At 68.5% G+C, this 25,972-nt stretch carries 26 protein-coding genes and 1 tRNA gene; 25 read left to right on the plus strand and 2 right to left on the minus strand.

Annotated features, from left to right (window positions below; all coding sequences use genetic code 11):
- The first annotated feature begins 19 nt into the window (after positions 1–19).
- From C8E99_RS15515 to C8E99_RS15590, 16 genes are all read left to right on the plus strand, one after another.
- On the plus strand, positions 20–1,294 hold the full coding sequence (locus tag C8E99_RS15515) for an amidohydrolase (RefSeq protein ID WP_115933058.1): 1,275 nt from the start codon (positions 20–22) through the stop codon (positions 1,292–1,294).
- 219 nt (positions 1,295–1,513) lie between these two features.
- Entirely contained in the window at positions 1,514–2,644 is a 1,131-nt protein-coding gene (locus tag C8E99_RS15520; RefSeq protein WP_115933059.1) for a BMP family lipoprotein, read from the plus strand.
- Positions 2,645–2,818: 174 nt separating this feature from the next.
- Complete coding sequence (locus tag C8E99_RS15525; RefSeq protein WP_115933060.1) at positions 2,819–4,366, plus strand: ABC transporter ATP-binding protein; 1,548 nt, start codon at positions 2,819–2,821, stop codon at positions 4,364–4,366.
- Complete coding sequence (locus tag C8E99_RS15530; protein WP_211309068.1) at positions 4,363–5,736, plus strand: ABC transporter permease; 1,374 nt, start codon at positions 4,363–4,365, stop codon at positions 5,734–5,736. Before C8E99_RS15525 ends, C8E99_RS15530 begins: the two co-directional genes overlap by 4 nt.
- Complete coding sequence (locus C8E99_RS15535; RefSeq protein WP_115933061.1) at positions 5,733–7,052, plus strand: ABC transporter permease; 1,320 nt, start codon at positions 5,733–5,735, stop codon at positions 7,050–7,052. The genes C8E99_RS15530 and C8E99_RS15535 overlap by 4 nt, the downstream gene beginning before the upstream one ends.
- An 86-nt stretch (positions 7,053–7,138) precedes the next feature.
- Positions 7,139–7,588 carry a cytidine deaminase gene (locus C8E99_RS15540; RefSeq protein ID WP_115933548.1) on the plus strand — a complete coding sequence of 150 codons (450 nt, stop codon included), beginning with the start codon at positions 7,139–7,141 and terminating at the stop codon, positions 7,586–7,588.
- Positions 7,585–8,988, plus strand: a complete 1,404-nt coding sequence (locus tag C8E99_RS15545; RefSeq protein ID WP_115933062.1) for a thymidine phosphorylase — start codon at positions 7,585–7,587, stop codon at positions 8,986–8,988. The genes C8E99_RS15540 and C8E99_RS15545 overlap by 4 nt, the downstream gene beginning before the upstream one ends.
- 201 nt (positions 8,989–9,189) lie before the next feature.
- Complete coding sequence (locus C8E99_RS15550) at positions 9,190–9,846, plus strand: DedA family protein (RefSeq protein WP_245952501.1); 657 nt, start codon at positions 9,190–9,192, stop codon at positions 9,844–9,846.
- Entirely contained in the window at positions 9,839–11,059 is a 1,221-nt protein-coding gene (locus tag C8E99_RS15555) for an adenosine deaminase (protein WP_115933064.1), read from the plus strand. The genes C8E99_RS15550 and C8E99_RS15555 overlap by 8 nt, the downstream gene beginning before the upstream one ends.
- Complete coding sequence (locus tag C8E99_RS15560) at positions 11,056–11,886, plus strand: MazG nucleotide pyrophosphohydrolase domain-containing protein (protein ID WP_115933065.1); 831 nt, start codon at positions 11,056–11,058, stop codon at positions 11,884–11,886. Before C8E99_RS15555 ends, C8E99_RS15560 begins: the two co-directional genes overlap by 4 nt.
- Positions 11,887–12,001: 115 nt before the next feature.
- On the plus strand, positions 12,002–13,288 hold the full coding sequence (gene eno, locus C8E99_RS15565; RefSeq protein WP_115933066.1) for a phosphopyruvate hydratase: 1,287 nt from the start codon (positions 12,002–12,004) through the stop codon (positions 13,286–13,288).
- A gap of 210 nt (positions 13,289–13,498) precedes the next feature.
- Positions 13,499–14,497 (plus strand): FtsB family cell division protein, encoded by a 999-nt coding sequence (locus tag C8E99_RS16095; RefSeq protein WP_245952404.1) that lies wholly within the window; start codon positions 13,499–13,501, stop codon positions 14,495–14,497.
- 53 nt (positions 14,498–14,550) lie between these two features.
- Positions 14,551–16,326, plus strand: a complete 1,776-nt coding sequence (locus tag C8E99_RS15575; RefSeq protein ID WP_115933067.1) for a DUF501 domain-containing protein — start codon at positions 14,551–14,553, stop codon at positions 16,324–16,326.
- Positions 16,323–17,891 (plus strand): S8 family peptidase, encoded by a 1,569-nt coding sequence (locus tag C8E99_RS15580; protein WP_115933068.1) that lies wholly within the window; start codon positions 16,323–16,325, stop codon positions 17,889–17,891. Before C8E99_RS15575 ends, C8E99_RS15580 begins: the two co-directional genes overlap by 4 nt.
- Before the next feature lie 122 nt (positions 17,892–18,013).
- A complete protein-coding gene (locus C8E99_RS15585; protein ID WP_115933069.1) occupies positions 18,014–19,435 on the plus strand; it encodes an NAD(P)/FAD-dependent oxidoreductase in 1,422 nt (473 codons plus the stop codon).
- Positions 19,436–19,517: 82 nt separating this feature from the next.
- Positions 19,518–19,591: transfer RNA gene (locus tag C8E99_RS15590), tRNA-Leu, on the plus strand.
- 50 nt (positions 19,592–19,641) lie between these two features.
- Here C8E99_RS15590 and C8E99_RS15595 read toward each other — a convergent pair.
- Together C8E99_RS15595 and C8E99_RS16100 are read right to left on the minus strand one after the other, a co-directional pair.
- On the minus strand, positions 19,642–20,781 hold the full coding sequence (locus C8E99_RS15595) for a tyrosine-type recombinase/integrase (protein ID WP_115933070.1): 1,140 nt from the start codon (positions 20,779–20,781) through the stop codon (positions 19,642–19,644).
- Positions 20,768–21,283: a hypothetical protein gene (locus C8E99_RS16100; protein WP_211309070.1), complete on the minus strand. Its 516-nt coding sequence runs from the start codon at positions 21,281–21,283 to the stop codon at positions 20,768–20,770. The genes C8E99_RS15595 and C8E99_RS16100 overlap by 14 nt, the downstream gene beginning before the upstream one ends.
- An 85-nt stretch (positions 21,284–21,368) precedes the next feature.
- Between C8E99_RS16100 and C8E99_RS16290 the strand changes: the two genes are divergently transcribed.
- The 9 genes from C8E99_RS16290 to C8E99_RS15645 all read left to right on the plus strand — a co-directional run bounded on the left by C8E99_RS16290 (position 21,369) and on the right by C8E99_RS15645 (position 25,907).
- A complete protein-coding gene (locus C8E99_RS16290) occupies positions 21,369–21,695 on the plus strand; it encodes a helix-turn-helix transcriptional regulator (protein WP_245952405.1) in 327 nt (108 codons plus the stop codon).
- 139 nt (positions 21,696–21,834) lie between these two features.
- On the plus strand, positions 21,835–22,095 hold the full coding sequence (locus tag C8E99_RS15610) for a hypothetical protein (protein ID WP_115933072.1): 261 nt from the start codon (positions 21,835–21,837) through the stop codon (positions 22,093–22,095).
- Between the two features lie 43 nt (positions 22,096–22,138).
- Complete coding sequence (locus tag C8E99_RS15615) at positions 22,139–22,909, plus strand: hypothetical protein (protein WP_115933073.1); 771 nt, start codon at positions 22,139–22,141, stop codon at positions 22,907–22,909.
- Complete coding sequence (locus tag C8E99_RS15620; protein ID WP_115933074.1) at positions 22,906–23,217, plus strand: hypothetical protein; 312 nt, start codon at positions 22,906–22,908, stop codon at positions 23,215–23,217. Before C8E99_RS15615 ends, C8E99_RS15620 begins: the two co-directional genes overlap by 4 nt.
- On the plus strand, positions 23,214–24,038 hold the full coding sequence (locus tag C8E99_RS15625) for a sigma factor (protein ID WP_115933075.1): 825 nt from the start codon (positions 23,214–23,216) through the stop codon (positions 24,036–24,038). The genes C8E99_RS15620 and C8E99_RS15625 overlap by 4 nt, the downstream gene beginning before the upstream one ends.
- Positions 24,038–24,259 (plus strand): hypothetical protein, encoded by a 222-nt coding sequence (locus C8E99_RS15630; protein WP_115933076.1) that lies wholly within the window; start codon positions 24,038–24,040, stop codon positions 24,257–24,259. Before C8E99_RS15625 ends, C8E99_RS15630 begins: the two co-directional genes overlap by 1 nt.
- Before the next feature lie 364 nt (positions 24,260–24,623).
- On the plus strand, positions 24,624–24,860 hold the full coding sequence (locus C8E99_RS15635) for a hypothetical protein (RefSeq protein WP_115933077.1): 237 nt from the start codon (positions 24,624–24,626) through the stop codon (positions 24,858–24,860).
- 473 nt (positions 24,861–25,333) lie between these two features.
- Positions 25,334–25,576, plus strand: coding sequence for a hypothetical protein (locus C8E99_RS15640; RefSeq protein WP_115933078.1), 243 nt, complete (start codon positions 25,334–25,336; stop codon positions 25,574–25,576).
- 46 nt (positions 25,577–25,622) lie between these two features.
- Positions 25,623–25,907: a glutaredoxin family protein gene (locus C8E99_RS15645; RefSeq protein WP_170144630.1), complete on the plus strand. Its 285-nt coding sequence runs from the start codon at positions 25,623–25,625 to the stop codon at positions 25,905–25,907.
- Positions 25,908–25,972 lie beyond the last annotated feature (65 nt).

Below are 25,972 nucleotides of genomic sequence, written 5' to 3' on the forward strand. Positions count from 1 at the left end.
CCCCGGTAGCATCACTGGGATGAACGACAGCCAGCGTTCCACCGGCGCCCGTCCCGTCCTCGACGATCCCGGACTGCCGCGGGTGACCCCGCTGGTCCAACGGCTCGAGCCCTCGGTGGTGGCGTTCCGCCGGGACCTCCACGCGCATCCGGAACTGTCCTATGACGAGCACCGGACCACGGAACGGATCCTGCAGACCCTGACCGAGGCCGGGCTCTCGCCGGTCAAGCTCGATGACACCGGCGCCTACGTGGACATCGGCGAGGGGCCGATCGTGCTGGGCCTGCGTGCGGACATCGACGCCCTTCCCCTCTCCGAGCAGACCGGACTCGACTACGCCTCCCGCCACCCGGGTGTGGCCCATGCGTGCGGACATGACGTCCACACATCCGTCATGGTCGGCACCGCGCTCGCCCTGCACCGCGTGGTCACGCGCACGGCCGGGGACCTCGGCCAGCCGGAGCTCGACGCCCTGGGGGGTCCCCAGGGCCTGACCGGCCGCATCCGCATCATCTTCCAGCCCGCCGAGGAGAGGTTGCCCGGTGGCTCCCTGTCCGTGATCCGGCAGGGCACTCTGGAGGGGATCCCGCGGATCCTGGCGGCCCACTGCGAACCCCGGTTCGACGTCGGCACGATCGGCACGCGGATCGGCGCCATCACCTCGGCGGCCGACACCATCAAGATCAGTCTGTCCGGCCGCGGCGGGCACACCTCCCGGCCGCACCTGACGGAGGACCTCGTCTACGCGTTGTCCACGATCGCCGTCCAGGTCCCGGCGGTGCTGAACAGGCGGATCGACGTCCGCTCGGCCGTCTCCGTGGTGTGGGGCCAGATCAATGCGGGGGCGGCGCCCAACGCCATCCCCGGGTCCGGGTACCTCGCCGGAACCATGCGCTGCCTGGACGCCGAGGTGTGGGAATCGGCCGGGGACCTGCTGGACGACGTGGTCCAGCAGATCGCCCACCCCTTCGGGGTGAAGGTCCACCTCGAACACATCCGCGGGGTGCCGCCGGTGGTCAACACGGAGGCCGAGACCGACCTCATCGAGGACGCGGCCCGCTATGAGCTCGGGTCCCGGGCCATCCAGCTGACCCCGCAGTCCATGGGCGGGGAGGACTTCGCCTGGATGACCCAGCTGGTCCCCGGGGCCATGCTGCGCTTGGGGACGCGGACCCCGGGCGGCCCAGTCTATGACCTGCACATGGGCGACTTCGCGCCGGACGAGCGCGCCATCGGCATCGGCATGCGCATTTTCACGGCCGCGGCACTGCGGGCCCTGTCCGGCGTTCAGTAGGGCTGAACGGCGCAGGTGGTGCAGACGTTGCAGAAACGTAGCGCACTTCTGAAGCGGTTCTTGCCAACTTTGGGTAAACTCCCGGGTAACTGTCCGTCTGAAGGGCGCGGACATCCGTGGAACGGATCGATCTCGACCCGTCCGGAGCTGGGCCGACATCACCGGCTCGCTGCCGGATCCCCACGCTCCAGCCCCACACCCTCGCACCTAAGGATCACCATGGGCATTGCATCCCCCCTGTCTCGTAAGGCACTCTTGCCGGTCGCCATGCTCGGCATGTCCGGCCTGCTGCTGGCCGGCTGTGGCGCCGCACCCGAGGAGGCCGCCGACGGGACCGCCTCGGCGTCCGACGCCCCAGCCGTGGGCACCGACAACTCTGACTACACCGGCTGCATCGTCTCCGACCAGGGCGGCTTCGATGACCGCTCCTTCAACCAGTCCTCCCACGACGGCCTGATGGCCGCCGAGGAGGAGTTCGGCATTTCCACGAACGAGGCGGAGTCCACCTCCCCGTCCGACTTCACCCCGAACATCACGTCGATGCTGCAGGCCAACTGCGACATGATCATCGGCGTCGGGTTCCTGCTCGGCGACACGATGAAGCCGATCGCCAACGACAACCCCGAGACCCACTTCATGGGCGTGGACGTTACCGATCCCGAGTTCCCGGACAACGTCAAGCGCCTGATCTATGACACGGCGCAGGGCTCCTTCATGGCCGGTTACCTCGCCGCCGGCACCAGCGAGACCGGCAAGGTCGCCACCTACGGCGGCGCGGAGATCCCGACCGTGACCATCTTCATGGACGGCTTCGCCGCCGGCGTCGAGTACTACAACGAACAGAAGGACGCCGAGGTCGAGGTGCTGGGCTGGAACCGCGAGGCCAAGACCGGCTCCTTCACCGGTGACTTCGAGAACCAGGCCGCCGGCAAGACCAATACCACCAACTTCATCAACGAGGGCGCGGACATCATCATGCCCGTGGCCGGGCCGGTGGGCCTGGGCACCCTCGATGCTGTGACCGAGGCGAATGCCGGCGGCAAGGAGGCCAAGGTCATCTGGGTGGACTCCGACGGCTATGAGACCACCGAGCAGGGCGAGATCATCCTCACCTCCGTGGTGAAGCTGATGGGCCAGGCCGTGCAGGACGTCATCGAGGCCGACCTGGCGGACGAGTTCGACGGTGAGCCCTACGTGGGCACGCTGGAGAACGGCGGCGTGGCCCTGGCCCCGTTCCATGACTTCGACGCCGAGGTCTCCGATGAGATGAAGGCCGAACTCGAGGAGATCAAGGCCGGCATCATCGACGGCTCCATCGAGGTCAACTCGGACTACTCGCCCGAGGTCTGATCACCACGGTGGCCCATGCGGTGGGGTGGCCTGCGGGCCGCCCCACCGTCATGTCCGCCGGGAACACTCTGAGATGATGTCCTTCGAGATCCACTCCTGGGAACGAAGCATCAAAGATGGAATGACAACGATCCGAAGCAATGGCCTGTCCCGGGCCAGAATGGCTGGAGCACGGTGAAACTCGAATTACGCGGCATCACCAAGAAATTCGGGGCCTTCACGGCCAATGACTCGATCGACCTGACGGTGGAGTCCGGCCAGGTCCACTCCCTGCTGGGGGAGAACGGCGCGGGCAAGTCCACCCTGATGAACGTCCTGTTCGGCCTCTACGAGCCGACCGCCGGCGAGATCCTGGCGGATGGCCGTCCGGTGCGGTTCAGCGGTCCCGGTGAGGCGATGAGGGCCGGCATCGGCATGGTGCACCAGCACTTCATGCTGATCCCGGTGTTCACGGTGGCGGAGAACGTGGCGCTGGGCGATGAGCACACGCGTGCCGCCGGCATCCTGGACCTCGAGTCCACCCGCCGGAAGATCCGCGAGATCTCCGATGAGTACGGCTTCCATGTGGACCCGGACGCCCGCATCGAGGATCTCCCCGTGGGCGTCCAACAGCGCGTGGAGATCATCAAGGCGCTCGTGCGCGAGGCCCGCGTGCTGATCCTGGACGAGCCCACGGCCGTGCTCACGCCCCAGGAGACCGACGAGCTGCTGGACATCATCCGCCGGTTGCGGGACAACGGCACCGCCGTGGTGTTCATCTCCCACAAGCTGCGCGAGGTCAAGGCGATCTCCACCGTGATCAGCGTGCTGCGCCGCGGCAGGTTGGTCGGCACCGCGGACCCAGACGCGGACCAATCCGAACTGGCCGCCCTCATGGTCGGCCGCGCCGTGGAGCTGAACACCACGAAGTCCGCCCCGAAGCTGGGCGAGGAGACCTTCACGGTGTCTGATCTGACCGTTTTGAGCCCGGAGGGCGTCCGGCTAGTGGACCGCGTCTCCTTCGGCATCCGCCAGGGAGAGATCCTGGCCGTGGCCGGCGTGCAGGGCAACGGGCAGACCGAGCTCACCGAGGCCATCATGGGTCTGCAGAAGGCCCAGGGGTCCATCCGCCTGGACGGCGAGGAGATCCTCGGCCGAACCACCAAGCAGGTCATCCGGGCCGGCGTCGGGTATGTGCCGGAGGACCGCTCCACTGACGGTCTGGTGGGGTCCTTCTCCGTGGCCGAGAACCTCGTGCTGAACCGCTTCGACCGGGCGCCGGTCGGCAACCGCTTCCAGCTGAGCCCGGCGGTCATCCGGTCTCTCGCGGAGCAGCGCGTCGCGGAATTCGACGTCCGCACCCAGGGCGTGGACCTGCCGGTCGGAACCCTGTCCGGCGGCAACCAGCAGAAGGTCGTCATGGCCCGGGAACTGGTGGACGACCTCAAGCTCTTCATCGCCTCCCAGCCCACCCGCGGGGTCGACGTCGGCTCCATCGAGTTCCTGCACGATCGCATCATCCGCGAACGGGACTCGGGCACCCCGGTGATGATCGTCTCCACCGAGCTCGACGAGGTCCTCGACCTGGCCGACCGCATCGCCGTGATGTACCACGGCCGGATCATCGGGATCGTGCCGGGGGACACCTCGCGTGACGATCTGGGCCTCATGATGGCCGGCATCTCCCCGGGTACCGAACCGGACACCACCCCGGATACCACCCCGAAGGGAGTAACGGCATGAGCTCCGTGACCAGCGAGAGCACCCCGGCGTCCACGCCCGGCCCCCGGGCCGGCGGCTCGGACCGCAAGGGCGGTACCACGAACGGGTTCTCGTTCCGGGACGTCCTGTCCGGCAACGGCACCGTCACCGTCCTGGCGATCATCCTGTCCCTGGTCATCAGCGCCCTGCTGATCATCCTGACGGACGAGGACGTCCTCGAGGCGGCCGGATACTTCTTCAGCCGCCCCCTGGACACCCTGGCTGCCGCTTGGTCGGCCGTGGCCGCCGCCTACGCCGCCCTGTTCCGCGGCGCGATCTTCAACTACCGAGGGGACACCTTCAGCGAGGGCATCTATCCGCTGATGGAATCGCTGACCGTGGCCACGCCGCTGATCATCATCTCGCTCGGCATCGCCATCTCGTTCCGCTCCGGACTGTTCAACATCGGCGGCCAGGGCCAGATGATCTTCGGGGCCATGTTCGCCACCTGGTTCGGCGTCCACCTGCAGCTGCCGGCGGGCCTGCACCTGCTGCTGGTCCTGATCATGGGCATCCTCGGCGGTGCCCTGTGGGGTGCCGTGGTCGGCTTCCTCAAGGCGCTCACCGGCGCCCACGAGGTCATCCTGACCATCATGCTCAACTACGTGGCCATCCATCTGGTCACGTACTTCCTGTACACCCCCGTCCTCCAGCGGGAGGGCTCCACCAACCCGGTCTCCGACTTCCTGCCGTCGACGGCGGTCTTCCCGCTGCTGTTCGGTGACAGCTTCCGCCTGAACTGGGGCTTCGTCGTGGCCGTCGTGGCCACGGTGTTCGCCTGGTGGCTCATGAAGCGCTCGTCCGTCGGATTCCAGCTGCGCGCCGTGGGGGCCAATCCCGACGCCGCCCGGACCGCGGGCGTGTCCGTGAAGCGCATGTACGTGGTCGCCATGGCGATCTCCGGCGGCCTGGCCGGCCTGGCCGGCATGAGCCAGGTGTCCGGCACCGAGAAGATGCTTAACACGGATGTCGCCGGGTCCTTCGGCTTCGACGCCATCACCGTGGCCTTGCTTGGCCGCTCCAACCCGTGGGGCGTGTTCGCGGCCGGACTGCTGTTCGGCGCGCTGCGCGCCGGTGGCGTGACGATGCAGACCGAGACCGGGGTGCCGATCGACATCGTGCTCATCATCCAGTCGCTGATCGTGCTGTTCATCGCCGCACCGCCGCTGGTGCGGATGATCTTCCGCCTGCCGGCTCCCGGTGCCCTGCAGGCCCGCACGACGGCGGATCCGGTCACCCAGCCGGCCCTCGCCGGAGCCGTCGCGGCGACCACCGCGTCCGCCGACGGCCACGCCGCCCCGACCGCAGCAGATCCCAGTACCCCCACCACGGCGGAAGGCGACCAGCGATGAGCACCACCGCGACCGTTCCCAGCGGCCCTGTCGGGCCCGCTCCAGCGGCCCCGACGACGGAGAAGCCCACCACGGATATCGTCCGGCACTGGGCCACGCCGATCGCGCTCGCGGTGCTGGCGGCGGTCTCCCTGGCCGTCTTCGCCCTGACCGCCTCGGGCACGTCGGCCACGTTCCGCATCTCCACCGATGCCGATGCCATCCACATCCCGGACATCGTGGTCCCGACCATTGCCGCCGGCTGGACGATCACCCTCCTGCTCGCCGCCCTCGCCGTGTGGGGCTTCCTGCAGGTCCGCCGCTCCGGCACGGTCAGCGGCTGGGTCTCCGCCGTCTTCGCGGTCCTGTTCGTGGCCGGATTCCTGGTGTGGGTGGTCGGCGCGGCCAACACCACCACGGTGTTTCTCACCGGCCTCATCGCCGGCTCCGTGACCCTGGCGATCCCGCTGATCTTCGGTTCCATGGCCGGTGTGCTCTCCGAACGGGCTGGCGTCGTGAACATCGCCATCGAGGGACAGCTGCTGGCGGGTGCCTTCACGGCCGCCGTCACCGGCTCGGTGACCGGGTCGGTCTGGGCGGGCCTCGTGGCCGCCGTCGTGGCCGGTGTACTGGTGTCCGTGTTGCTGGCGGTGTTCGCCATCCGCTACCTGGTCAACCAGATCATCGTCGGCGTGGTGCTCAACGTCCTGGTGGCCGGTCTGACCAGCTTCCTGTTCAGTACCGTGCTGTCCTCGAACTCCTCGGCGTTGAACTCCCCGCCGCACTTCCCGAGCATCCGGATCCCGTTCCTGGCCGACATCCCGATCATCGGCCCCATCCTCTTCGACCAGACCATCCTGGGCTACGGCATGTACCTGATCGTCATCGCCCTGTACATCGGCCTGTTCCACACCCAGTGGGGCCTGCGCGTGCGGGCCGTCGGCGAGCACCCCAAGGCCGCGGACACCGTGGGCATCAACGTGATCCGCACCCGGTACATCAACGTGCTGCTCGGCGGTGCCGTCGCCGGCATGGGCGGCGCCTTCTTCACGCTCGTGTCCTCCTCCTCCTTCTCGAAGGAGATGACCGCCGGCCAGGGGTTCATCGCCCTCGCCGCCGTGATCTTCGGCCGCTGGAACCCGATCGGAGCCTTCTTCGCGGCGCTCCTGTTCGGGTTCACCACCAACATGCAGTATGTTCTGGCCATCCTGGGCACACCGGTCCCCAGCCAGTTCATGGCGATGCTGCCCTACCTCGTCACCGTCCTGGTGGTGGCCGGCTTGGTCGGCAGGTCCCGTGGCCCGGCCGCCGCCGGGTCCCCCTATGTGAAGGAGTGAGCGTGGAACAGAACGACCACGGATCCAGCGGTGCGTTCAGCGACCCGTTCGAGGACGACATCCCGCTGACAGCCTCCCTGCCGCGCATCACCGGCACGGGATCGGGCATCGACTGGCAGCGCCTGGAATCCACCGCCCGTGCCGCGATGACCCGCGCCTACGTGCCGTACTCCCGATTCCCCGTGGGCGCCGCCGCCCTGGTGGAGGACGGCCGCGTGGTGGCCGGCTGCAACATCGAGAACGCCTCCCTGGGCCTCACGCTCTGCGCCGAGTGCTCCCTGGTGTCCAACCTGCAGATGAGCGGGGGCGGCAGGATCGTGGCGTTCTACTGCGTCGACGGGAACGGTGAGGTCCTCATGCCGTGCGGCCGCTGCCGCCAGCTGCTCTACGAATTCCACGCCCCCGGCATGCGCCTCATGGGCCCGGACGGCGAACTGACCATGGACGAGGTCCTGCCGCTGGCCTTCGGCCCGGCCGATATGACGCACCTGAGTGACAGTGCGGCCTCGACCGACGACCCGGGAAGGACCCGATGACCCCGCAGCCCACCGCTCCCTCTTCCTCTACCGCCACCCCCTCGACCTCCGCGTCCTCATCCACCTTCCAGACCGGCCAGCGCGCCGAGCCGTTCGACGCAATCGAGGTGATCCGGGCCAAGCGGGACCGCCAGCACCTCTCGGACGGGCAGATCGACTGGGTCGTGGATGCCTACACCCGCGGTGTGGTGGCGGACGAGCAGATGTCCGCGCTGGCCATGGCCATCCTGCTCAACGGCATGGACCGGCCGGAGATCGCCCGCTGGACGAACGCGATGATCGCCTCGGGCGAGCGGATGGACTTCTCACAGCTGCGCGGGCCCGACGGCGGCGTCAAGCCGACCGCGGACAAGCACAGCACCGGTGGCGTGGGGGACAAGATCACCCTTCCACTGGCGCCACTCGTCGCGGTGTACGGCGTGGCCGTGCCCCAGTTGTCCGGCCGCGGCCTCGGCCACACCGGCGGCACCCTGGACAAGCTCGAGGCCATCCCCGGCTGGCAGGCCAACCTGTCCAACGAGGCCATGATGGACCAGCTCTCCTCCCTGGGCGCCGTCATCTGCGCCGCCGGTTCGGGGCTGGCCCCGGCGGACAAGAAGCTCTACGCGCTGCGGGACGTCACCGGCACCGTGGAGGCGATCCCGCTGATCGCCTCCTCGATCATGTCCAAGAAGATCGCCGAGGGCACGGGCACCCTGGTGCTGGACGTCAAGTGCGGCTCCGGCGCCTTCATGAAGACCGAGTCCGACGCCCTCGAACTCGCGCGGACCATGGTGGACCTGGGCCGGGACGCCGGCGTGAACACCTCCGCCCTGCTGACGGACATGGACACCCCGCTCGGCCTGACCGCCGGCAACGCCATCGAGGTCGCCGAATCGGTGGAGGTCCTCGCCGGCGGGGGACCGGCCGACGTCGTGGAACTGACCGTGGAGCTGGCCCGCCGCATGCTGGCCGGGGCCGGGATCACCGGGGTGGACCCGGCCGAGGCCCTGGCCGATGGGCGGGCCATGGACGTGTGGCGCCGGATGATCGCCGCCCAGGGTGGAGACCCCGACGCTCCCATGGCGACCGCACGGGAGTCCCATGTGGTCACCGCCGGCGAGTCCGGCGTGCTGACCCGCCTGGACGCCATGGCCGTGGGCCTGGCCGCCTGGCGGCTCGGCGCCGGCCGGGCCCGCAAAGAGAATCCCGTCCAGGACGCAGCCGGGGTGCGCCTGCACGCCAAGCCGGGGGACATCGTGCAGGCCGGACAGCCCCTGCTCACCCTGCTGACGGACACCCCGGAGCAATTCGATCGTGCCCTGTCCGCGCTCGAGGACGGCTACTCCATCGCCCCGGCGGGATCGGCGGAGGCCGAATCGTTCGTGCCGCGCCCGCTCATCATCGACCGGATCGACTGACCACGCCGCTTCGGCTGCCACCCCGTCATCCCCGCCATATCCCCGCCATCCCTACCATCCCCGCGGTAGCCCAGGCCCAGCCTGAAGCCGGTCCCGGACCACCCTGAAGACGACCCTGAGCAGACCCTGAGAAGGCCCGGAACCGCCGAGAAGAGTGCGGTCCCGGGCCTTCCGTTCGCCTAGGCTGAACGGGTGCTCCAGATGATCGAAGACGTGGTCCTCCATGCCGCCGGGCAGTGGTGGATCCTGCTCGCGGTCTACCTGCTGTGCACGATCGACGGGTTCTTCCCCGTGGTGCCCTCGGAGTCCGTGCTGGTGGCACTGGCCTCCATCTCCGGCACCGGGGACACCGTCTCCCTGTGGTGGGTCTGGCTGATCGGTGCCCTCGGGGCGATCACCGGGGACCAGATCGCCTATGCCCTCGGCCGGGAGATCGGCATCACCCGGTTCCGCTGGATGCGCAGCCGCAGCGTGGTCCGGGCCGTCGCCACCGCCCGCACCGCCCTGGACGGACACGGCGCGCTGGTGATCTGCACGGCCCGGTACATCCCGGGCGGACGGGTGGCGGTGAACTACACCGCCGGGGCCACCGGGTACCCGCGGCTGAGGTTCACCCTGCTGGATGTCTTCGCCGCGTTCCTCTGGTCGGCGTACTCGATCGGGATCGCCCGGGCGACCGCCGGCTGGCTGGACAACACGCTGCTGCAGATCATCGTGGCGCTGGTCGCCGCCGCTGCCGTCGGCTGGGTGGTGGACCTCATCCTGAAGAGGATCCTGCTCCGGCTGGCGGAGCGGAAGCAGGCGGCCGGCGGGGGACCGCGGGCCGAGGCCGCTACCGTAGACTCGCCACGTGACTGACGCGATCGAATTCTCCGCCCCCTCGCCCCTCGACGTCGATCTGGCAGCGTTGCCCAAGATCAGCCTCCACGACCACCTCGATGGGGGCCTGCGACCGGCCACCATCCTCGACCTCGCCGGCCAGATCGGCCACGAACTGCCCGCCGACACCGCCGACGCGCTGGCGGAGTGGTTCGCCGAGTCCGCGAACTCCGGCACCCTTGAGCGCTACCTCGAGACCTTCGACCACACGATCGCCGTCATGCAGACGGCAGAGGGGCTGCAGCGGGTGGCCCGCGAGTTCGTGGAAGACCTCGTGGAGGACGGCATCGTCTATGCCGAGGTCCGCTGGGCCCCCGAACAGCACACTGCCGGCGGGCTGACCCTGGATCAGGCCGTTGAATCGGTCCAGGCCGGACTCGACGAGGGCGTGGAGAACGCTGAGAACGCGGGAGCCCCGATCCGCGTCGGCCAGCTCATCACGGCCATGCGCCAGAACGACCGCTCCCAGGAGATCGCCGAGCTGGCCGTCCGCCACCGTGGCTCCGGTGGCTCCGTTGCAGTCGGCTTTGACATTGCCGGACCGGAGGCCGGATTCCCACCTTCGCGCTTCACCGAGGCCTTCACCTGGCTGGCCGGCCAGCGTTTCCCGGCCACCGTCCACGCCGGTGAGTCGGACGGCCTCGAGTCCATCAATGACGCCCTCGTCAACGGCCGCGCCCTGCGCCTCGGCCACGGCGTGCGGATCGCCGACGACATCACGGTGGAGTTCAACGCCGTGGACGAGAACGGTGAGCAGGTCGGCGAGGACAACGCCCTCGTGGACCTCGGTGCCACTGCCGCCTGGGTCCGTGACCGCGGCATCGCGCTGGAGATCTGCCCGTCCTCGAACCTGCAGACCGGCGCCGTGGCCGCCTACGGCGGCACGGTCTCCACCCACCCGATCGACATGCTGGCCCAGCTGGGCTTCCGCGTGACCATCAATCCGGACAACCGCCTGATGAGCGGGGTCTCCCTCACCGACGAGCTGTACCTGATCGCGGAGGTCTTCAGCTACTCGCTGGAGGAGCTGCTGGACTTCCAGCTCAACGCCGCCGAGGCCGCCTTCCTGCCCCTCGAGGACCGCGAGGCCCTGGCCGAGCTGCTCGTGGAAGCCTGGGGCGAGGTCATCTCCAGCGGTGGGACCGGGGACGGCCCGGTGCGCCTGGAGGCCCTCGACGACGAGGACGCGTGAGCGTCGCGGTCGACCGGCTTGTCTGGGTGGTCGCCCAGTTGCGGGAGCACTGCCCGTGGACGCGACGGCTCACCCATGCCGTGCTGACCGAGTACCTGATCGAGGAGGCGTACGAGGCCGTCGAGGTGATCGAGTCCGCGCCACCGGCCAGATGGCCCGAGGGGGCGCTGGCCGACGGCACGTACGAGAAGCTCCGCCTGGAGATGGGGGACGTGCTCTTCCAGGTCGTCCTGCACGCGGCGATCGCACAGGGGGCCGGTGGCTTCACCTTCGACGGCACGGCCGAGGCCATCACGGCCAAGATGATCCGCCGGAACCCCCACGTCTTCCACGCTGACGGGTCCCTGCGCGAGCCGCAGGACCTGGCGGCCGCGAGACTGGAGGACATCGAGAAGAATTGGGAGCGCATCAAGAAGGCGGAGCGCGCATCCGAGACAGCCGAGAAAGCCGGGACAGCCGGGACAGCTGAGGCGGATGCCGGAAAGCCGGGGGAGGTGCCCGACGCCGACCTGTCGCCTGGCGCTGTCGCCTCGCCTGTCACCTCACCTGTGGCCTTCGCCGAGGTCCCCGCCCACCTGCCCGCGCTGGCGGCCGCCGCGAAGGTCGTGGACCGGGCCGCCCGGCAGCCGGTGGACCCGCTGCCGGAACCCGGCCCGCCGCCGTCGGGCCAGGATCCGAGGGTGCAGCAGGACGAGGGGGAGCTGGGCGCCGAGCTGTTCCGGCTGGTCCAGCGCTCCCGTGCCGCGGGACTCGACCCCGAGCGGGCGCTGCGCCAACACCTGGCCGCGCTCCGTCACGACCTCTCGGGGACGGACCCGACGGGCTAGGCTGAACCCGCATCGCCCCGCGGTACCGCAACCTGCGCCACGGCGCCCACCCGGACCGTCAAGCCACACCGGCCCTGACGCTCTACCCACCGACAGTCTTCAAAGGAGACCGCACATGGCCCTGATCGACGCCATCCATGCCCGTGAAATCCTCGATTCCCGCGGTAACCCCACCGTTGAGGTGGAGGTGCTGCTGACCGATGGCTCCCTCGGTCGCGCCGCCGTGCCCTCCGGTGCCTCCACGGGAGAGTTCGAAGCCGTCGAGCGCCGCGATGGTGACCAGGGCCGCTATCTCGGCAAGGGCGTGCTGGGTGCCGTCAACGCCGTCATCGAGAACATCGCGGACGAGCTGGAGGGCGAGGACGCCACGGACCAGCGTCTCATCGACACCCTGATGATCGACCTGGACGGCACCGAGAACAAGGGCACCCTGGGCGCCAACGCCATCCTCGGCGTCTCGCTGGCCGTGGCCAACGCCGCCGCCGCCTCCTCAGACCTCTCCCTGTTCAAGTACCTGGGCGGCCCGAACGCCCACGTGCTTCCCGTGCCGATGATGAACATCCTCAACGGCGGCGCCCACGCCGACTCGAACGTGGACATCCAGGAGTTCATGATCGCCCCGATCGGGGCGCCGAGCTTCTCCGAGGCCCTGCGCTGGGGCGCCGAGGTCTACCACACGCTCAAGAAGGTGTTGCAGGAGCGCGGGCTCGGCACCGGCCTGGGTGACGAGGGCGGCTTCGCCCCGTCCCTGCCGTCCAACCGCGCCGCCCTGGACCTCATCACCGAGGCCATCACGCAGGCCGGCTACACCCCGGGCACGGACATCGCCCTGGCCCTGGACGTGGCCTCCTCCGAGTTCTGCTCGAACGCCGCCTACACCTTCGAGGGCGAGCAGAAGAGTGCCGCGGACATGATCGCGTACTACGAGGAGCTGGCCGCGAACTACCCGCTGATCTCCATCGAGGACCCGCTGGACGAGAACGACTGGGAGGGCTGGCAGCAGCTCACCACCTCCCTGGGGGCCACGGTCCAGCTCGTGGGCGACGACCTGTTCGTCACCAACCCGGAGCGCCTGCAGCGGGGCATCGACGAGCAGTCGGGCAACGCCCTGCTGGTCAAGGTCAACCAGATCGGCTCCCTGACCGAGACGTTCGACGCGATCTCGCTGGCCCAGCGCCACCAGTTCCACTGCATGATCTCCCACCGCTCCGGCGAGACCGAGGACACCTTCATCGCCGACCTGTCCGTGGCCACCAATGCCGGCCAGATCAAGACCGGTGCCCCGGCCCGCTCGGACCGGGTGGCCAAGTACAACCAGCTGCTGCGCATCGAGGAGGAGCTGGGCGACTCCGCGATCTACGCGGGTGCCTCGGCCTTCCCGCGGTTCACCGCCCGCGCCTGACCGGCTGACCCGCAACCTCCCGCAACCCCGTTCCCGGCTCTTCGGGGGCGGGGTTGCGGTGGTTAACGGCGAAAGCCCGGCAAACGCCCGGGAAACCGCTCGGCGCGCTGTCCCGACGGCGGGCGGCTCAGCCGTTATCGTCAGAGGGACCCGGGGAGATGGCCCGGTTTCACGTCAGGATTTCTGTTCAGGATGGGCACGGAGGTACAGGTGGCAACTCGTCGTCCGCGCGTCCCCAAAACGTCCCAGCGTCAGCTGGCCGAGGTGGGATCCGGGGCCGCCCAGCGCACGGGCACCGCCGGGCCCGGCTCGACGCCGCACCTGGTGGGCGGCCACTCCGCCAAGGTCATCCCCCTCGACGCGGCACCGTCGCGCCAGTCTCCCGAGTCCATCGATTCTCTCGCATCCCTCGAGTCGGTGGACCGGGCGTCCGCCGACCGGCGGCCCGCCGCCCGGGTGCTGAGTGGTACCCCGGCACCCGCCGACGCGGAGGCCTCGGACGGACCCGGAACCGTCCCGGAGGACGAGGCGGATCCAGAAGAGACCTCGGCCGTTCCGTCATCGGAACCGACTCCCGGGCAGCGCCGGGCCGACGAACGCCGCAACCTGTTGCGCCGGTCCGTGCCCCGTGGCCGTGCGCGGAGCACCGCCAGTGTTCCGGCCCGGCCCCCGGACCGTGCTCCGGGCCGTTCCTCCAGCGGGGCCGTGGCGGCCCCGTCCACGACCCGGTCCTCGGGCCCCTCGTTGAATTCTGCTTCCTCTTCTTCCTCTGGTTCGACGGCAGCGTCGACGCCGGGCCCGGCCCTGGTCCCGGTCGAACCCGTTCCGGCCCGCAACCTCACCGGCCGCTCCGTGGCCTTCCTCGTGGTGCTCTTCGTGGCCGCGGTGCTCTTGGCCCCAACCCTGCGGGTGTTCCTGGATCAGCAGGCCGAGCTCCGTGCCGTCCAGGAGGAGATCGCTGCCGAGCAGCAGCTGCAGCAGGACCTCACGAGCGAGATCGCCCGCTGGGAGGACCCGGCCTACATCCAGCAGCAGGCGCGCGAACGCTTCAACCTCGTCATGCCCGGTGAGCAGACCTACATGGTCATCGGCGGCGATGAGGCCGTGGAGGACCCCGTGCCGCCACCGGCCAGCCCGAGCGAGGTCAACCAGGACATGCCGTGGGCGGATGCCCTACTGGACTCCGTGGTGCGTGCAGGGACCGACTAGGCTGGAGCACTTGTCACCGGCATCCACGCACCGACTGAGGCAAGATCATCACCATGACGCAGAACCTGGACCGCACCCCCACGCAGCAGGACCTGGACACCATCAGCCTGCAACTGAACCGCCCTGCCCGTGATGTGGTCGAGATCGGGGCCCGGTGCGTGTGCGGCAATCCGCTGGTGGCCACCACTGCTCCGCGGCTGTCCAACGGCATCCCCTTTCCCACCACGTTCTACCTGACCCACCCTGTGCTGACGGCTGCCGTCTCCCGGCTCGAGGCGTCCGGTGCGATGGCCGAGATGTCCGAACGGCTGCAGCAGGATGACGCGCTGTCCGCCCGCTACCGGAGCGCGCACGAGGCCTACCTGGTCGAGCGTGACCGGGTGGGCCGGGTGGCCGGCACGGACGAGGTCCCCGAGATCTCCGGCATCTCCGCCGGCGGCATGCCCGAGCGGGTCAAGTGCCTGCACGTCCTGGTGGGCCACTCGCTGGCCGCCGGGCCCGGCGTGAACCCCCTCGGGGACGAGGCGCTCGGGCGCATCCGAGATGAGTGGACCGCCGAGACCTGCTGGTGTGCCGGCGCCTGGGACCCCGGGGCACCCGTGCCGAGCAGGGACCTCAGCCGCCACGTGAAGAGACTCGCGGGGGAGCAGAACCCCGTGCAGACCCCCGTGCAGGGCGCGGCCACACGCCGGCCGGGCAGCGAGGAGACCGTAGCCCACACCCGGGGGAACGACGGCGTCGTCTCGGGTCCGGGAAGGACGGTCGCCGCGATAGATTGCGGGACCAACTCCATCCGCCTGCTCGTGGCACGCCTCGAATCTCCGACAGATCAGCCGACGGATCAGTCCGGGACCGGCAGCACGGCTGCCCCCCGGCTCGTGGACCTGCATCGCGAGATGCGCGTGGTCCGGCTGGGCGAAGGAGTGGACGCCACCGGTCGGTTGTCCGAGGCCGCCATGCAGCGCACCTTCGCCACCACGGAAGACTATGCCGCGATCATCCGGGACCTCGGGGCGACCTCCGTCCGGTTCGTCGCCACCTCAGCCAGCCGTGACGCCGCCAACGCCGCTGACTTCACCGCCGGAATCCGTGAACGCCTGGGTGTGGACCCTGAAATCATCACGGGGGACGAGGAGGCGGCGCTGTCCTTCGCCGGCGCGGCCTCCGTCTTGGCCCCGCGCGCCCCCTCCACGCCCGAGCATCCGCGACAGGCCAGACTGACCAACGTGACCGGCCAGACCGGTCATCCTGCCGCCGGGCCGGTGCTCGTGGTGGACCTGGGCGGCGGGTCCACAGAGTTCGTCCTCGGGACGCTGTCCGGTCCCGGAGGTGCAGGGCCGCAGGTCACCCACGCCCTCAGCGTCAAGATGGGCTGCGTCCGGTTCACCGAGCGCCATCTGCGGACCGACCCGCCAACTGATGCCGAGATCCAGGGAGCGGCCCGGGACATCGAGGCCGTCCTGGACGAGGTTGAGGCGAGCATCCCGCTGGGGGAGGTGGCCGCCGTCGTCGGTGTGGCCGGGACAGTGACCACCGTGACCGCCGCCGCGCTGGGCCTGACCGCCTACGATCCCGGGGTCATCCACGCCACGGAGCTGGATGTGGACGTCATCGGTGACACCGCCGGGCGACTGCTGGCGGCGAGCCGGGACGAACGGGCCGCCCTGCCCTACATGCATCCGGGCCGCGTCGACGTGATTGGGGCCGGCGCCCTTATCTGGTCGATGGTCCTGCGCCGGGTGGCGCAGGCCGGCCATGGAGCGGTCACCACGGCCATCGCGTCCGAGCACGACATCCTGGACGGGATCGCCCTGTCCCAGACGGCATGAGCGGCCGCAGGTCCGGCCAGTGGGGGAGGGCCCCACGCCTCGGCGGCCGACTGTCCCGCCCCTCCCGCCTGACCGCTGTGCCCCTGGCCACCGTGCTGACCGTCCCCGTGCTCACCGCCGCCCTCGTCGCCGGACCCGTGCTGCTGCCGCCTCCAGCCGGGAGCTCGGCCCAGTCCGGCGAGTCCGGAGCATTGGGAGAGCCCGGTGCGGCGGGCTGGTCCGCCCTGCCCGTCGCCTCCGCGGATGAATGGCGGGACCGGCAGTACTGGCTGGACGAGTACGGATTCCGTGATGCGTGGGGGACCAGTCAGGGCGAGGGCGTCACGGTCGCGGTGATCGATACGGGCATCGACGCGGACCATCCCGACCTGAGCGGCCAGGTGGTCGGCGGCATCGACGTCTCCGGTGCGGGCAATGACTCCGGCACCGAACCGGTCGGGGAGATGGCCGAACACGGCACCCTGGTGGCCTCGGTCCTGGCCGGCCGCGGGAACAACGAGGCTGCGTTGCGCCGGGCCGAGGAGGAACGCCGCTCCGCGAAGGCCACACCGACGCCCTCGACGCTGCCCTCCGGTGAGACCGCACCCAGCCCGAGCCCCTCCGCCACCTCCAGCACGCCGACTTCGGACGAGGCCACCGGCGCCTGGCCGGACGGGATCGTGGGGGTGGCTCCCCGGGCCGAACTGCTGTCCATCTCGGTCCACCTCGGTGCCAGCAACCCCGGCGGCCCGTCCCCGGAAGACCAGATCGCCGAGGCCGTCACCTGGGCCGTGGACAACGGGGCCGACGTCATCAACATGTCCCTCGGCTCCACCCGTCAGGACTGGCCGGAGAGCTGGGACCGGGCCTTCCTGCACGCCGAGGAGAACGACGTGGTGGTGGTGGCCGCCGCAGGTAACCGTGCCTCCGGAACCCTGACCGCGGGTGCCCCGGCGACCATTCCCGGGGTGCTGACCGTGGCGGGCCTCAACCCGGATGGCACGGCCAGCTGGGACTCCTCCACGGAGGGAATCTCCATCGGGGTGGCCGCCCCGGCCGACCCGCTGGTCGGAGCCGTGCCGGGTGGTGACCGGAAGGAGTGGGCGGGCACCTCGGGAGCCGCGCCGCTCGTGGCCGGCCTGGCCGCCCTGATCCGGTCTGAGTACCCGGAGATGCCCGCCCACCAGGTCATCCACCGCATCCTGGCCACGGCCGAGGACGCCGGGGTTCCCGGCGAGGACCCGGTCTACGGGCACGGCATCATCGACGCCGCGGCGGCCGTGACGGCGGAGGTCGGCGCCGTGGACCGCAATCCCATGGACACCATCGCCGACTGGATCCGCGTGCACCGTCGCGCCGAGTCCTCCGGTGCGCCGACGCCCACGGCGACCCCGAGCGGGGAGCCAGCCGAGCCGACGTCGACCCCGGACCCGCTGTCCACGGAGCTGCCGCAGGCGACCGCCCCGGCCGATCCCGCCCCGGGACTGCAGCCGGCGCTCGTGATCGGCACGGGCCTCGTGGTCGCCGGGCTGGCGGCCACCGCGGTGGTGCTGTATCTCCGTCAGCGGAGATCACCGGAGCGTTGAGCCACATCAACAGTCCATCCAGTCTGACTCAGGCACACCCAGGCACGTCCGTTGGTGAGCGAGACTTTGTGACTTTGTGAAAAATTTCACGAAGTGCGGTGAGCGGGTCTAGGCTGGGTCTCATGGCAATCACTCCGCAGCTGTCCCCGAAGCCCCGTGTCCTCATCGTCGGTGGCGGTTACGCCGGCCTGTACGTCGCCAAGAACCTGGAGAAGAAGGTCAAGGAGCGTGGCGGCGTCGTCACCCTCGTGGACCCGAACCCGTACATGACCTACCAGCCGTTCCTGCCGGAGGTCGTCGGCGGCCACATCGAGCCCCGGCATATCGTGGTGGACCACCGCACCCACCTGAAGAACTCCGAGATCGTCCAGGGCAAGGTCATCAAGGTCGAGCACGCCCGCAAGACGGCCACTGTCCAGACGCAGGACGGCTCCGAGTTCGAGATCCCGTACCAGGACGTCGTCATGACCGCCGGTGCGACCACCCGCGTGTTCCCGATCCCGGGCCTGGGCGAGGCCGGCATCGGCATGAAGACCGTGCAGGAAGCCGTGCAGCTGCGGAACCAGATCCTGGCCCGCCTCGAGGCCGCCTCCACCATGACCGACGCCGCGGCCCGCAGACGCGCCCTGACCTTCGCCGTCGTCGGCGGCGGTTTCAACGGCGTCGAGACCATCTCCGAGATGGAGGACCTGATCCGGTCCTACATCAAGAAGAATCCTCGCCTGGCCCAGTCTGACGCGCGCATCGTCCTGATCGAGGCCATGGGCAAGATCATGCCCGAGGTCGGCGAGGACCAGGCCGTCGAGGTCGTCGAGCACCTGAAGTCCCGCGGCATCGAGGTCCTGCTCAACACCTCGCTGGCCGGTGCCGAGGGCGGTGTCCTGAAGCTCATCAACATGCAGGACAAGTCCGACGCCGGTACGTTCGAGTCCGACACCCTCGTCTGGACCGCCGGCGTGGCCGCCAATGCTGTGGCCAAGCAGACCGACTTCCCGGTGGAGCAGCGCGGCCGGATCGAGGTCACCCCGACCCTGCAGATCTCCGACGGCACCGGCGGCGTGCTCGAAGGCGCCTGGGGTGCCGGCGACGTGGCCGCGGTCCCGGACCTCACCGGTGACGGCCCCGGTGGGCACTGCGTCCCGAATGCCCAGCACGCCGTGCGCCAGGCCAAGCGCCTCGCCGCCAACCTGCTGGCCGTCCGCTTCGGCGAGGGCGCCGTGGAGGAGTACGTGCACAAGTCCCTCGGCGCCGTGGCCGGCCTCGGCTTCGGCAAGGGCGTGGGCAACCCGATGGGCTTGAAGCTGACCGGCGTCCCGGCCTGGCTGGCCCACCGCGGCTACCACGGCCTGGCCATGCCGATGTACGAGCGCAAGGCCCGCGTGGTCTCCGGTTGGATCATGGAGCTCGTCTTCGGCCGGGACACCACGCCGATCGAGGGCCTCGAGAACCCGCACAACCCCTTCCTCGAGGCAGCCGGCGGCGAGCTCAAGCCGGGCCGCTTCGACAACCCGAAGGTGCTGGAGTCCACGAAGTCCTCTCAGTAAGCCTCGAAGTACGCTTCGAGTTAAGCCTCGGCTCTACGGCGGCCCGGTACCCTTGAGGGGGTCCGGGCCGCCGTCGGATCCAGCCCCCATAGCCCAATTGGCAGAGGCGGGAGACTTAAAATCTCTGTGTTGTGGGTTCGAGTCCCACTGGGGGTACCGCTACGGAGCGGCCCTACTTCCCTTCAACGGTGTGGAAGTAGGGCCGTTCACTTCTCGAGGCCTGTGGCGTTTGCCCACGTTTTGCCCACAATCTGGGCCGATACCGCCTCATCCAGCCGGTCCGCCACAGCGTTCAGGTCGTCATCGAACAGCTCCGCGTACACGTCCAGCGTCATGGCCGCCGAGCTGTGTCCGAGCATCCGCTGCACCGCCTTGACGTTCGCCCCAGCTGACACCGCGAACGATGCGGCCGTGTGCCGCAGATCGTGTGGCGTGATCCTCGGCAGGCCTGCGTCCTGTAGGGCCGATGAGAACCACGAATCCCGCGCGCGCTTCTCAGCCTCGCCCAAGGCACGCACGCGCGGCTGCCGCAGGAACTGTCCATGATGCCCCGGGAACAGCAGCTCACTGCGGCCCTTGCCCTCGCACGCGGCCGCCAGAGGCTCTGACAGGAACCGTGGGAACGGCACCGATCGCCGGTGATGGGACTTCGGTGTCCCGACCTCGAAGATCCCGCCGACCTCCACCGCGTTCTGCTCCACGATCAGCCGACGCCGCAGCGCGTCCAGGTCCTGCACCCGCAAACCCACCGCCTCGCCCCACCGCAGCCCGCAGTACGCCAGTACTAGCACCAGCGTGGGATTCGCCGACGCCTTCGCCAGGGCATGCACCTGAGAGTGCGAGAGGTACACGTGTGGTTTCCGGTGTCGCCTGGGCAGCTTCACGCCCCGCGCCGGATTCTGCAGCATCCGCCGGTCCGCCACCGCGTCATCCAGGATCGACGCCAGCACCCCATAGGCCCGGATCACCGTCGTGGCCCCTCGCTCAAAGCTCATGTCCGCCACCCACTGCTGCACCGCAGTGCGCCTGACGTCCGAGACGGCCACGTCGCCCCAGCGCGGCTCCACGTGGACCTTCCAGGCGCTCTTCACGGGCCGCAGCGCTGAGGGCTTCAGATGCGATTGCCTGCCCAGCCACGCCGGCCCCAGGCCACCCACCGTGGCCCTCGAGGCCGCGGCGTCGATGAACTCGCCCCGTAGCTTTGACACCTCGACCGTGGCCGCAAACGCCTCCGCGTCCCGCTTGGTCCTGAACCCGCGCTTGTCCGTACTGCGGCGTTCAGGCGTCCGATACCGCACCCGATACCGTCGGCCGGCCTTCGTTTCGTAAGCCTCAACTGTCGCCACGGTTCTCGGCCTCCTGGGTCGGTTCCTGCTGTTGCAAACGCTCGATGGTTTCCGTCGCTTCTCGCAAAGAGCGCAGAATCTCGTCTACAGGAGGTGCCTCGCCTGACTGGTTGAGGGATGGATCGCCAACGTCAACTCGATCAACTCGATGTAGAGGTGGCCGAACTCGGTTCCTGAAGTCTTGATCTTCAAGTCGTGCACGAAGCGCGTTTTCCAGTGCGCTGTCCGAGGCCAGGCTGGATGCCCGGAGAGCGCTGATGCCATCCGCCCATCTCCACAGCTCACTGAAGCCGGTCGAGCCAACCCCGGTTGCTTCCACCGACACGCCCCTGTCCTCCGCCGGCAGCAGCAGTGCCGCTGGGTTGACGTTTAGCGCCACGGCCAGCGCCATGAGGTCGTCAACATCTACTCGACGTTCACCGTCTTCGATCCGCCGCAGGCCGAGTGTGGGGATGGGCCTACCAAGCGCGGCTAGCTTTTCTGAAAGCTGCTTGTACTGCATCCCTCCGCGCAGCCGAGCGACATTCGATCGCACGGTCTGCCCTGTAGGTCCGAGTGGATTCCTCTTATTTGATGCAGGTTCCGCCATGGGCACCATTTTGACACATCAAGATGATTGGCTACATATCCTGTTGCAATCTCCCAAGAGCACACCTAAGCTGTCATCATCATGGATAAGCGATCATCATGATTCACATGGAGGAAGAGCGATGGAAGAGGATCAGCTATACCGGCCCGGCCCCACTGCCGAGTATCTGGGAAGCACGGTGAATACCTTGGCCTACTGGCGATACGTAGGACAGGGCCCGGCCTTCATCAAGATCGGCCGCAATGTCAGCTATCGCGGGAGTGATGTGAAGGCGTGGCTCCAGGCCCAGACCCGGACTCGGACGGGAGAACACGCCAGTGCCTGAGGAAAGCGAAGTTCCACGCGAGCGACACCGTGGCAGACACGGCGGCAAGAGCCGCCAGCACAAGGAAGGGCGTTCGCATTCGTCTGGGGAGACCTGCGAACGCCCTTCGGAACCAGCCACCATTCAGGAGTCAGGAACCATGACCTATTCTATCGCGACCGTACATCTGGGTATCACCCCACCCTCCGGCTTCACCCTGGACCGGGGCGGCCGTATTGCCTATGGCCCCCGATCCGGGGACGTGTACTCGATCTGGACGCCGGATGGCGACGTCGAGGTGGTGGTCCCCGAGGAAGCTGCAGGTGGCCACCGCTTCACCGCTGCCCGTGAGCTGCGTGACGACCTCGATACCGTCGTCGTGGCCCTGGGCATCCTGGGCATCCTGGGGCTGACGACGTGACCGGGGCCTCACACTGGAACGGCGGAGCCCAGGAGATTCACTGATGGGTGCCTCGAATGCCCTGATGGTCTCCAACTACTGGAAGCACCTGGGCCACCGCGATCACCGCCTGCTGACCTTCATGGCACTGGTTGCCCTGGACACCGGCACCCCACCGGTCTACTTCGGCGGCTGGCAGGCCGGGGCCCGGCACCTCGGTCTGAATGCCGAGGCGAGCCCGGACAGCGCCGCCGAGCAGTTCCGTCGGGTGACGGCCAGCCTGAAGCGTGCTGGTGCCGTTGTCCCCAACGGCGCCGCCCGTCAGGGCAGCCGGGCAGAGTACGCCCTGACCTTAGATCCGATGACGACGGCGGCCCCGACAGTCACCCGTGGTGCTACCGGACGGTCGGTCACCATGTGGTCGGTTGTCCACAGGCAGGACCCACGACCTCAGTCCAGCCCCACTGAAATGGTGCCCCTCAGCCCCACCGAATCGGTGCCCCACCAGCCCCACCGTTTCGGTGGGTTGAGCCCCTCCGAAACGGTGCCCCCTAGGAGGACTGAGGAACCACTACAGGAATACAGCGAGGATGAACTGGTTGAGTCCCAGCCACGCTCACCAGCGCCTGTGGAAAACTCCGGCGCACAGTCGGTGGACGGGATCGACACGGAAACCTACGCCGCCGCCAGCGCGTTCCTCCAGGCCCGGCCGATGCAGCACCTGACCCTGATGGAACGCGCAGCCGCCGAGCTCGGCCCGGACTGCTCCGTCCGCCGCCAGGTCATCACCGCGGCCGCCCTCGCCGGCTGGCAACCGAAAGAGACCGCGGCATGAGCCCCCGGAAGCCGCCCGCCGTCCAGCCCCCGCTGCTGGCCCCTGTCACGGCCCTACCGGCCCAGTCGCTGGAGCACCGCACCCGCGACCTGCTGCACACCTTGAACGCCGCCGGCATCACCGCCTCCGACGCCCAGGTCCAAGCCCTCGCCGAGCACGGCATGACCGGCCTGGGCTGCTGGACCCCCAGCCGTGCCCTACGTGAACCCGACCAGGCCGCCCACCAGCACTTCAGCATCGCCCGACTTGCCCAGCACCTCGCCGAGCAGTCCAACATCCGGACCACCCGGAAGGAGACCATCCGATGAACACGATGCACGTAGACCTCGAGACCATCCGGCCCGTCGTCGCGGCCATGGTCCGCCAGTACGGCGGCCCCATCCAAGACATCGACGACCTACTCCAAGAGACCTGGCTATCCCTCCAGAGCGTGAGGTTCGACCCGGCCCGCGGTGACTGGCCCACGCTGTGCCGCGTCGTCGCCCGACGCCGAGCCCACGACCACTACCGGCGAACCGCCAGCCACGGCTCCCAATGCAACGGTGGCAAAGCCGACAGCCTCGAAGCCATCACCGCCGCCCGCGGCGACACCGCCGTTCACGGAAGCGTGGACGACGACACCCGGCGCGTAGAGGCCGCCGACGAGCTCCGGCACGTGCTGGGCGTCCTGCACCTCGTCCAGGACGCACTCGGGATGGATGAGCACCGGGTGGAGACCTTCCTGCGCTTGCACCTGATCTACGACGGAGACACCACGGCGGCCAGCGCAGACCTCGGCATCTCAGCCGATGCCCTCCGGGCATCCTCCCGCGAAGTCATCACCCTGGCCCAAGTCATCCGCGCCGCACTGGATGCTCCCGACAACGCCCAGTCCATCGTCGCCACGGTAGCCAGCGTGCCCAGTGCGATCGGCCGGCACGCACCCGCGTACCTGGGCGCTGCACAGGAGGCTGGAGGCGTCACAGCCGTGGACGCGCACGACCTGGCTCAAATCACCGGGGCGCCGTATAACACCACTCGGCAATACTGGGCACGCATCCGAGACCTGGCCCGGATCGCGGCAGGGGCCTTCGAGTACAGAGGCCAAGCCGCCTCTGACCACGATCTGCTGTTCCCAGGGGGATTGTGATGCTCCACCACCTCCGCCGCTCGCTACGATCGTCCCGGCGTCGCGCCCGCAAGGCCCGCCAAGCGTGGATCCGTCAGTCCGTGGACGCCACCCTGCCCGACGCCATAGCTGATCGGGTCCCGGCGTGGGTCAGCACCCGACGCGGGCGGGCAGTCTTAGCGATTCTCGCCGTGACAGTCCTGCTCGGCTGGGCACTGCTCTTCCTGCTCCTCCTGCTCTGACCCTGTAAGGCACTTCCTCCGCCGCCTTGTTTCCCACACAACGCAAGGGCGCTTGCGCCGTTGCGGAGTAGGTCATCCGAAGCGCAGCGCGTAGGCGAGGGGATCGCTAACTGAGTTCAAAGTTGATCGTCTGTCTTGGCGATATTTCATGGAGTATTTCCGACTCTGAACCGAGCAAGAACGTTGCCAATCACACCGGCCGTGTTCACTGCACCCATCCACTTACGACGACCATCGGCCCGGCCTATAACGCTCTCCCGTCTATCCACTCGTCGAAGCCAACCGAGGTTTGCTCGGGGCGCTAGCTTGTCCGTGGCCGGTGAAAGCGTGGGGACCATCACAAGATGGAACGACGGAGGACGTCATGATCTGGCTTTACATTGTTGCTATCGCCGCGGCTGCGACCATCCTGGTCTCGTTTGCCACTCGCCCTGTCGGCTTCACGCTGGCTCTAGTCCAGATCCTGGCGTTCTTGGCTCTGGCCTTTGGGCTCTTCGGTTGGTTCGCCATTCTTCAGGACCAGGTCTTCCTCTGGTACATCGGCGTTGGCGGTGGCATCTGGCTGCTGGTCACGGTGCTGCGTAGGGCTGCGGCATCTTGAGGTGATTTTTCTACACAATGGGCCGTTCTCTGGGGTGTCAACAATCTGAGAAGGGAACGCATCATTCTCTGCCGCCGTCTCCGTGCCGCCTCGTCGGAGATCGAAGCGATGTCGAATGAACCACGATGAATTCTTGTCGGTGCTCCTCCCCAAGCTGCCGTCTCACTGCTCCCCGATGAGGGTCCATGTGTGCAGGCCACGACGTTGCTCGGCTCCTTACCGGTGCGTTCAATCGGGACACGTGCCCGGGGGCTGACCGTTCTTGTGCTGGTCTTACCTGCACCGGGGCGCCGTTCCGCGACGAGCGCCAAGACCGGCCCCGAAAAGGTCATGGCGGGAGTCGCGCCGAGCTCCGCCGTCGAAGACGGGATTGGTCCGGCAGGGACCTAGGCCGGTCATCTGGGCGCTGTGCACATCGACACACATCGTTGCCGGCGTGTCCGAACTGGTGGCATCCGAGCAAAGGAACGTCCATGGTCATCGCGAAAACGTTCGAGAACACGTTTCTACCTTCGGCCACGCCGAGACCACGGACCTCAGCCCAGTTCCGGCCGGCCAGCGCTGACCAAGTCATCGAGGTTGCGAAGTCGTTGACTCGTGCTGGGTGGTGGTTGAGCAACACGGCGGATAAGGGCCTTGAAGTCGACGACCACATGGCACTTACCACCGCCACCATCGGCGAGCACAAGCCTGCCGTCACCGAAGAACTGTTTTGAGGCCACCATGACCATTCAGTCAGCACTGTTCCCCGCGGAGGACAACATGATCACCGTCAACGGCACCCACGCCTGCGTCCAATGCGCGGCGGCTACCCGATTTCTGGATAAGAGGGACGTCCCTTACGAGTTCATTGACCTGGATGAGAACCAGGCAAAGCTCGCAGCACTTCGTGCTGACGGATTTCAGCAGATACCGATCATCGAGACTCCCAGCGAACGGTTTACCGGTTTCAACCCGAACCGCCTCGAGAAGGCCGTTGCCGAGATCCGCGCAGCCACTGCTACCCAGGGTGCTGTCGTGGCTGACCCCACGCGCGCACTGAGGTGAGCGTTGTGGTGGCCATCGGTGCAGAAACTCGATTCCGGTGCACGGTGGCCACCGCTACCGGTCCG

It is taken from the genome of Citricoccus muralis (assembly GCF_003386075.1).
In the GTDB taxonomy this organism is placed as follows: Bacteria; Actinomycetota; Actinomycetes; order Actinomycetales; family Micrococcaceae; genus Citricoccus; species Citricoccus muralis.

Bases quoted from the DNA above. Each gene is read 5' to 3' on its own strand.
- C8E99_RS15515 (WP_115933058.1), top strand. From the start codon at position 20: ATGAACGACAGCCAGCGTTCCACCGGCGCCCGTCCCGTCCTCGACGAT.
- C8E99_RS15520 (WP_115933059.1), top strand. From the start codon at position 1,514: ATGGGCATTGCATCCCCCCTGTCTCGTAAGGCACTCTTGCCGGTCGCC.
- C8E99_RS15530 (WP_211309068.1), top strand. From the start codon at position 4,363: ATGAGCTCCGTGACCAGCGAGAGCACCCCGGCGTCCACGCCCGGCCCC.
- C8E99_RS15535 (WP_115933061.1), top strand. From the start codon at position 5,733: ATGAGCACCACCGCGACCGTTCCCAGCGGCCCTGTCGGGCCCGCTCCA.
- C8E99_RS15545 (WP_115933062.1), top strand. From the start codon at position 7,585: ATGACCCCGCAGCCCACCGCTCCCTCTTCCTCTACCGCCACCCCCTCG.
- C8E99_RS15550 (WP_245952501.1), top strand. From the start codon at position 9,190: ATGATCGAAGACGTGGTCCTCCATGCCGCCGGGCAGTGGTGGATCCTG.
- eno (WP_115933066.1), top strand. From the start codon at position 12,002: ATGGCCCTGATCGACGCCATCCATGCCCGTGAAATCCTCGATTCCCGC.
- C8E99_RS15575 (WP_115933067.1), top strand. From the start codon at position 14,551: ATGACGCAGAACCTGGACCGCACCCCCACGCAGCAGGACCTGGACACC.
- C8E99_RS15580 (WP_115933068.1), top strand. From the start codon at position 16,323: ATGAGCGGCCGCAGGTCCGGCCAGTGGGGGAGGGCCCCACGCCTCGGC.
- C8E99_RS15585 (WP_115933069.1), top strand. From the start codon at position 18,014: ATGGCAATCACTCCGCAGCTGTCCCCGAAGCCCCGTGTCCTCATCGTC.
- C8E99_RS16100 (WP_211309070.1), bottom strand. From the start codon at position 21,283: ATGCAGTACAAGCAGCTTTCAGAAAAGCTAGCCGCGCTTGGTAGGCCC.
- C8E99_RS16290 (WP_245952405.1), top strand. From the start codon at position 21,369: ATGGGCACCATTTTGACACATCAAGATGATTGGCTACATATCCTGTTG.
- C8E99_RS15610 (WP_115933072.1), top strand. From the start codon at position 21,835: ATGACCTATTCTATCGCGACCGTACATCTGGGTATCACCCCACCCTCC.
- C8E99_RS15615 (WP_115933073.1), top strand. From the start codon at position 22,139: ATGGGTGCCTCGAATGCCCTGATGGTCTCCAACTACTGGAAGCACCTG.
- C8E99_RS15620 (WP_115933074.1), top strand. From the start codon at position 22,906: ATGAGCCCCCGGAAGCCGCCCGCCGTCCAGCCCCCGCTGCTGGCCCCT.
- C8E99_RS15625 (WP_115933075.1), top strand. From the start codon at position 23,214: ATGAACACGATGCACGTAGACCTCGAGACCATCCGGCCCGTCGTCGCG.
- C8E99_RS15630 (WP_115933076.1), top strand. From the start codon at position 24,038: ATGCTCCACCACCTCCGCCGCTCGCTACGATCGTCCCGGCGTCGCGCC.
- C8E99_RS15635 (WP_115933077.1), top strand. From the start codon at position 24,624: ATGATCTGGCTTTACATTGTTGCTATCGCCGCGGCTGCGACCATCCTG.
- C8E99_RS15640 (WP_115933078.1), top strand. From the start codon at position 25,334: ATGGTCATCGCGAAAACGTTCGAGAACACGTTTCTACCTTCGGCCACG.
- C8E99_RS15645 (WP_170144630.1), top strand. From the start codon at position 25,623: ATGATCACCGTCAACGGCACCCACGCCTGCGTCCAATGCGCGGCGGCT.